The organism is Spirillospora sp. NPDC047418, from assembly GCF_040643275.1.
GTDB lineage: Bacteria > Actinomycetota > Actinomycetes > Streptosporangiales > Streptosporangiaceae > Spirillospora.
Window position 1 is genome coordinate 1 of record NZ_JBEYTW010000181.1, and the last position, 6,163, is coordinate 6,163.

The following is a 6,163-nucleotide window of genomic DNA, read 5'->3' on the forward strand; positions in this document are numbered from 1 at the left end:
CTTCTGTCTTCACACACCGATGATCACCGGTGGCCGCACCCGTTCCCGGACCAGCCCCGACCAGCAAGATCGCGATCTACAACTGGAGTACTAGGGCTCGAACTACGCCACATCCGGCTCGAACAGAACCTCACTTTGCAGAAGGCCCACGAACTCCTCAGACGCTCCGTCTCCTCGATCAGCCGCATCGAAAAAGGCCAGGTCAAACTCCCCGAACGCGACCTACCACCCATCCTGGACGCCTACGGCATCACCGACCCCACCCGCCGCAAGGCCCTCCAAGCCCTCACCCGCGGCCCCAGCGCGAAGGACTGGTGGCAGAGCTACCGGGACGTTCTCACCGTCTACCCCACCTTCATCAGCATGGAGAACGAGGCCGAGAAGATCCGCGCCTTCGAGAACATGTTTCTGCCCGGCCTTCTCCAAACACCCGAATACGCCCGGGCCATCTACCGAGCCGGGCAGCCGGATCGCCCGGACTTCGAGATCAAACGCCTGACAGCCGTGCGGGTCAGACGACAGCAGATCCTCGACCGGGCCGATCCGCCGGACCTGCACGTGATCATCGCCGAGGGAGCTCTCCGGCAGCTCGTCGGCGGCCGAACAACCATGAAGCGGCAACTCGAACACCTTCTCACCGCAAGCTCCCGTCCGGCGGTAGAGGTACAGGTACTTCCGTTCTCAGCGGGAGCCCACGCCGCACCGGGCAGTTTCAACCTGCTCAGCGTCCCGGCCCTCCGAGGCGACGTCGTCCACATCGACCAGTCCGCGCAGCGCGGATTCCTCGATGATTCGGAAGCCGTTCGCCGGTATAACCTGGTTTTCGACATGATCCGCGCTTCCGCACTCCCCGCCACAGGATCGAGAACGCTGATCGAGCATCTGTCCAGCGAGTTGTGACTCGCATGTAGTTGAAAGCGAGAGCAGCATGAACAGCCACGAGCCGACACAGCTGACGTGGCGCAAGAGCAGCCACAGCTCCGGGGAGGACGACAACAGCTCGTGCATCGAGGTCGCCCCCATGAAGGACCACGGCATCACCGCCCGAGACTCCAAGGACCCCGACGGGCCCGCCCTCCACTTCACCCCCGACGAGTGGACGACCTTCCTCGCCCGCATCAAACAGGACTCCGTTCCCTAACGGGCCATACCGCATGGCGCGCAGGGGTCGTGCCCCAGCGGCGGCGCGCAGAGAGCGGCCGCTCGTGCGCTGAAGGCCAGCTCAGGGCCCGTGTCATGATCATTTGGCGTCGGGCCCTCGCCTGGGCCGTGGGGTTGGTCGCCATGTTGATCTAGGGGATTGTGTTTTCGTTCTCTCTGGTCGAGGGCGCGGGAGACTCCGACGATGGCGGCACCCACCCCACCCCCGGGAGCCTCCATGCGCCTGAGGATCAGGCAGGGGATTTGGGCCGCCGTCGCGGCCGCAGCCCTCGCCACAACCTCCCTGTCCGTCGTCCACGCCGCCGTCCCACCGCCGACCACCGCCCCGCTCGCCAAGTACGACATCAGCGCCACCTACGTCAGCGGGGTGTCGTCCGGCGGATTCATGGCCAACCAACTCCACGTCGCCTACTCGTCCCTGTTCCAGGGAACCGGCATCTTCTCCGCCGGCGCCTACGACTGCGCGCAGAACAACCTCAGCACCGCGCTCAACGCCTGCATGGCGACCTACCTGCCCCGCAAGACACCGGCCCAGCTCGAACAGCTGACCCGTGACCGCGCCTCGGCTGGCACCGTCGACCCGGTCGCGAACCTGTCGGGCGACCCGGTGTGGCTGTACCACGGCACGTCCGACACCACCGTCGCCGAGGACGTCAACGACGACCTGGCCACCTACTACCGCGACTTGGGCGCCGACGTCGTCTACGACCACACCTCCGCGGCCGGGCACGCCTGGGTCAGCCCGATCGGCCCCGGTTCCTGCTCGGTCACCCAGTCGCCCTGGATCAACAACTGCGGCGGCGACCCCGTCGGGGACATGCTGACCCACCTGTTCGGGACGGTGCAGCCCGCCGCCTCGTCCCTGAACGGGCGGCTGATCCAGTTCGACCAGAACGACTACGTCCCCGGTGGGAACGCCACCTCCATCAGCATGGGCAACGAAGGGTTCGCCTACGTCCCGCAGTCCTGCGAGCAGTCGTCCTGCAAGCTGATGGTCGCGCTGCACGGCTGCTACCAGTACTACGGCAACATCGGCAACACCTTCATGGACAAGGCGTATCTCAACGAGTACGCCGACACCAACGCCATGATCGTCCTGTACCCGCAGGCCACCGCGTCGGGATTGAGCAACCCGCGCGGGTGCTGGGACTGGTGGGGCTACCAGTCCTCCACGTATCCGCTCAAGACCGGCCCGCAGATGACGGCCGTCGTCAACATGGTCGAGGCCATGAGCGGCGGCACCGCCACACCACCGCCGACCACCACGCCGCCGACCTCCCCCACGCCCACGCCGACCCCCACGCCGACCCCGACGTGTGTGACCGCGTCCAACTACGCGCACACCACCGCCGGACGAGCGCACCAGTCCATGGGCTACACCTACGCCAACGGCTCCAACCAGAACCTGGGGCTGTGGAACCTCTTCACCACCAGCACCATCAAGGAGACCGATCCCGGCTACTGGGTGAAGTGCTGACCTGTTGTCCGTTGGGGCCTTGCCCGCCGGGCATCGCGGGCAAGGCTCTTCTCCCAACACCGGACTGGCACCGAACTCGCCGTCCGCTGCGAGCCTCGGCGCGGATCCGACGGCACGCACCATAAGGGCGAGTCCGCCCGCGCCGCGCTATCTCCGGGTACGGCGCCCCTTAGGTTCGGCGCGCAGGACGGGCGCGAACGATGCCGAGTGATCGTGCCCGTCCGCACAGGTCCGGTGCGTCTCGGTGAGGAGCACCCGCGGCGGGACGCCGGTGAGCCGGACGCACTCGCGCGTGAGGTGCGGCTGGTCGGCGTAGCCGACGCGGCGGGCGAGCAGCGCGATCCCGACGGCCGTCGGCGCGCGACCCTGGGCGATCGCCTGCTGGACGAGCGCGAGAAAACCCTGGAAGCGCAGGATCCGGTGCAGCACCTTCGGCGCGAGCCCCACCGCCGTCCGGCAGCGGCGCCGCAACTGCGTCTCGGAGATGTGCAGGGACGCGCTCAGCGACATCACATCGGCCGCCCGCCACGGCATGAGGCCGCGCACCGCCTCGGACACGAGCCGGTCGGGGGGCGCGCCGCCGCCGGCGCGCTCCTGCACGTGGACCTGCACGGCGGCGAGCGCCTCCCCGGGCGAGGCCGCCGCGGCGACCGCATCGCCGAGCGCGGCGGCCGAGCGGCCCCACAACTCGTCGGCGTCGAGCACGAGCCCGGCCATCTCCGCCGCGGACCGCCCCGCGACCACCGGGAAGGCGCCCGGCAAGAAGCGCATACCGACCACGGTGGTCCCCGGCTCGAGCACCTCGACCAGCGGCTCGGTGAGCGGGCCGATCACCTGCGGCGCCGATCCGACCTTGCAGACGAGTTCGGCGGCGCCGTTGGGGATGTGCCGGTGAACGTACGGCGCGGCATCGCGGCCGACCTGCTGGGCCCGGACCGAGGACGCGAGCCCGCGCAGCGCCGGGACGGGCGGACGCTCGACATGGCTCTGCCCGCCGGCGGCAGGCGCGGAGAACGCTTCGCCGGTCACGCGCCCCAGTGTGCCCGCGCCCGGTGGCCCACCGCGAGAAGGACGCCCGGTTTGTTCAAGAACGCACGAGTGGCCCGGCTCTACGGTTCAGCCATGTTCAGAAATACGCCCCCGGACACGGCGGGACCATCGGCGCCCGACCCACGACAAGACTCCATGCCGGCCGTCAGCACGGTCGATGGCGGCACCGGCTTCGCCGCACGCAGGTCCGGCCAGGCGCCGGCGACCGCTCTCGTACACCCCGATGCCTGCCACCTCATGTCCCGGCGAACGCCCAGGCACCTCGACACCGACTCGCGAGTCCAGCGAACGGGGAACGGCCGGTGAGCGCGTCCGTCCAAGGCGAGCTCTGGAGCAGTGATCCGCGGGCTTGGGCCGAGGTCGCGGAGGGCCGCATCCGTCCGCTGTACGAGCGTGTGCTCGGGCGCCTCCGTCCTCTCCCCGGGACGCGGCTCCTCGACGCGGGCTGCGGGTCGGGCCTGTTCGCCGAACTGGCCGCGCAGGGCGGCGCGGACGTCACCGGGCTGGACGCGGCCCCGGGACTCATCGAGTACGCACGCCACCGCCGTCCGGCAGCGCACTACACCGTCGGCGACATCGAGCGCATGGCATTCGAAGACGCCGCCTTCGACGTCGTCACCGCGTTCAACTCCGTGCTCTACGCACCCGACCCGTGCCGTGCGCTCGCCGAGATCGCGCGCGTCACCGCACCCTCAGGCCGAGCTGTCGTGACGGTGGGTGCCGGTCCCGAACAGGCCGAGAGCGCGGCGCTGATCAACCCGCTCGCCCCTAGCGGCGACGTGCCCGACCTCGGCACCCTCGACCTCGCCGACGCGAACGCGACCCGCGACGCGCTACTCGAAGCCGGTTTCGCATCCGTGACGACGGCCGACATCACCTTCGACGTCGTCTTCGAGAACGAGGACCACGCGGTCGCCGCCCAGTTGCCGGCCGGCCCGGTCACCGCGGCGGTCCGGCACTCCGGCCGCGCGACCGTCGAATCGGCGCTGCGGTCCTTCTTCGCACCGCGGACACGGACCGACGGAACCGTGCGCATGGGCCTCCTCTTCCGCTGCTATTTCGCGGAACGAGCGCACTGACCGACGAACCCGGCACAACACTCCTCAACTCTCCGAAGTCGACCACCGGTCCCCGCCATGAGCTAACCATCTGGAGGCGGCGCAGTGGTGTGTGTGCATCATGGGTTGATGACCGAGTCACAGCCGTCCGCCCAGGCTCTCGGGTAGGCCGCCGAGATGGCCAGAGAGCCCGTGGGCGTCGCCTCACCGGCGGGGCGCCATCACACCTTCTGGCCCGGCGACGTGCTGCGGCAGGACGACCGACCAGAGTGCGGCACGCCTGACCGTCGCGAACCTCGCGCTGCGGGATGTGTGCGCGCCTGGGCCGAAGAGCGCCTCACCGACCTTCGGAAGGCTCCCCCATGATGCTGTTCGCAGTGACCATCGACTGCCCCGACCCCACCAGCCTGGCCCGCTTCTACCAGCAGTTCCTCGGCGGCGACCTCCATTCCACCAATGACGACTTCACGGCCCTGACCATCGAGGGCGATGTCCGGCTCGACTTTCAGCGCGTCGGCAACCCGCGTCCTGCCCGATGGCCCGGTCCGGCCGCGCCGCGCAGGGTCCACCTCGACTTCAGCGTCGACGACCTGGACGCGGCGGAGGAACGCGTCCTGCGCTGCGGTGCCGAACTCGCGGAGCACCAGCCGGGCGGCGGCCGATTCCGCGTCTTCCTCGACCCGGCGGGCCACCCCTTCTGCCTCGCCGACGCCGAATCCGCCGCCCTCCGGGACGAGAGCTGCCACCTGTGACTCCATGGACGTTGACAAGCATCGAAGAAGCGCTACGAGCCTGCTGGGCCGCCGACACCTGCTCCCCGGACGATCTCGCGCGAGCGCCATGGCATTCGGGCAATCCCGCCTGGGGCCAATGCGATATCACTGCACTCGTGGTGAACGACCTGTTCGGCGGTGACCTCGTCGTCGGCGAAGTGCACGCATCGGAGGGAGAGAAGCAGGGCTACCACTGGTGGAACCGCCTGCCCAGCGGAGTCGAGATCGACCTGACGCGCGGCCAGTTCGAGAACGGCCAGACGATCACGGGCGCCCGGGTCGTCCAGCGCCCGGCTCCCCTACCGCGCCGCAGGGCGGACGAGTACATCCTCCTCCGCGACCGCCTAGCCACGCGCCTCGGCCCACTACCCGCCCCGACCACCGCCCCCAACGACGAACATCCGATCCCATGACCGCCCCACGGTCCGAGTCGCCATCAGTACGCTCGACGGCAACGGGACGAGAGCCGCAACAAGCCGAGCACGAAGGGTATCCCGTACCTCTTCGTCATCGCCCTACGCTTCTACGCGACCCTCTGAAAATGCCTCGTAGTTCCCGCATTCTGCGGTGGTCTCGGCCGTCGCCAGGGCCGCGGTGAAGAAGTCGTCGGCGAGCGGTGAGGTGCGTGATGCCGCCATCGCGAG

The 6,163-nt window shown here is 69.2% G+C and carries 7 protein-coding genes; 6 read left to right on the forward strand and 1 reads right to left on the reverse strand.

Annotation, left to right across the window (positions count from 1 at the left end):
- Positions 1-3: 3 nt before the first annotated feature.
- The 3 genes from ABZ806_RS44675 to ABZ806_RS44685 all read left to right on the forward strand — a co-directional run bounded on the left by ABZ806_RS44675 (position 4) and on the right by ABZ806_RS44685 (position 2,638).
- On the forward strand, positions 4-900 hold the full coding sequence (locus ABZ806_RS44675; protein WP_500226023.1) for a helix-turn-helix domain-containing protein: 897 nt from the start codon (positions 4-6) through the stop codon (positions 898-900).
- 28 nt (positions 901-928) lie between these two features.
- A complete protein-coding gene (locus tag ABZ806_RS44680) occupies positions 929-1,141 on the forward strand; it encodes a DUF397 domain-containing protein (RefSeq protein ID WP_500226010.1) in 213 nt (70 codons plus the stop codon).
- A gap of 237 nt (positions 1,142-1,378) precedes the next feature.
- Positions 1,379-2,638: an extracellular catalytic domain type 2 short-chain-length polyhydroxyalkanoate depolymerase gene (locus ABZ806_RS44685; protein ID WP_500226012.1), complete on the forward strand. Its 1,260-nt coding sequence runs from the start codon at positions 1,379-1,381 to the stop codon at positions 2,636-2,638.
- A gap of 147 nt (positions 2,639-2,785) precedes the next feature.
- On the opposite strand, the gene ABZ806_RS44690 is transcribed toward ABZ806_RS44685, so the two are convergent.
- Entirely contained in the window at positions 2,786-3,667 is an 882-nt protein-coding gene (locus ABZ806_RS44690; RefSeq protein WP_500226015.1) for an AraC family transcriptional regulator, read from the reverse strand.
- 323 nt (positions 3,668-3,990) lie between these two features.
- Between ABZ806_RS44690 and ABZ806_RS44695 the strand changes: the two genes are divergently transcribed.
- From ABZ806_RS44695 to ABZ806_RS44705, 3 genes are all read left to right on the forward strand, one after another.
- Entirely contained in the window at positions 3,991-4,767 is a 777-nt protein-coding gene (locus ABZ806_RS44695) for a class I SAM-dependent methyltransferase (protein WP_500226018.1), read from the forward strand.
- 341 nt (positions 4,768-5,108) lie between these two features.
- Positions 5,109-5,498, forward strand: a complete 390-nt coding sequence (locus ABZ806_RS44700; RefSeq protein WP_500226021.1) for a VOC family protein — start codon at positions 5,109-5,111, stop codon at positions 5,496-5,498.
- Positions 5,495-5,932 (forward strand): YunG family protein, encoded by a 438-nt coding sequence (locus tag ABZ806_RS44705; RefSeq protein WP_500226022.1) that lies wholly within the window; start codon positions 5,495-5,497, stop codon positions 5,930-5,932. Before ABZ806_RS44700 ends, ABZ806_RS44705 begins: the two co-directional genes overlap by 4 nt.
- The last annotated feature ends 231 nt before the right edge of the window (positions 5,933-6,163 follow it).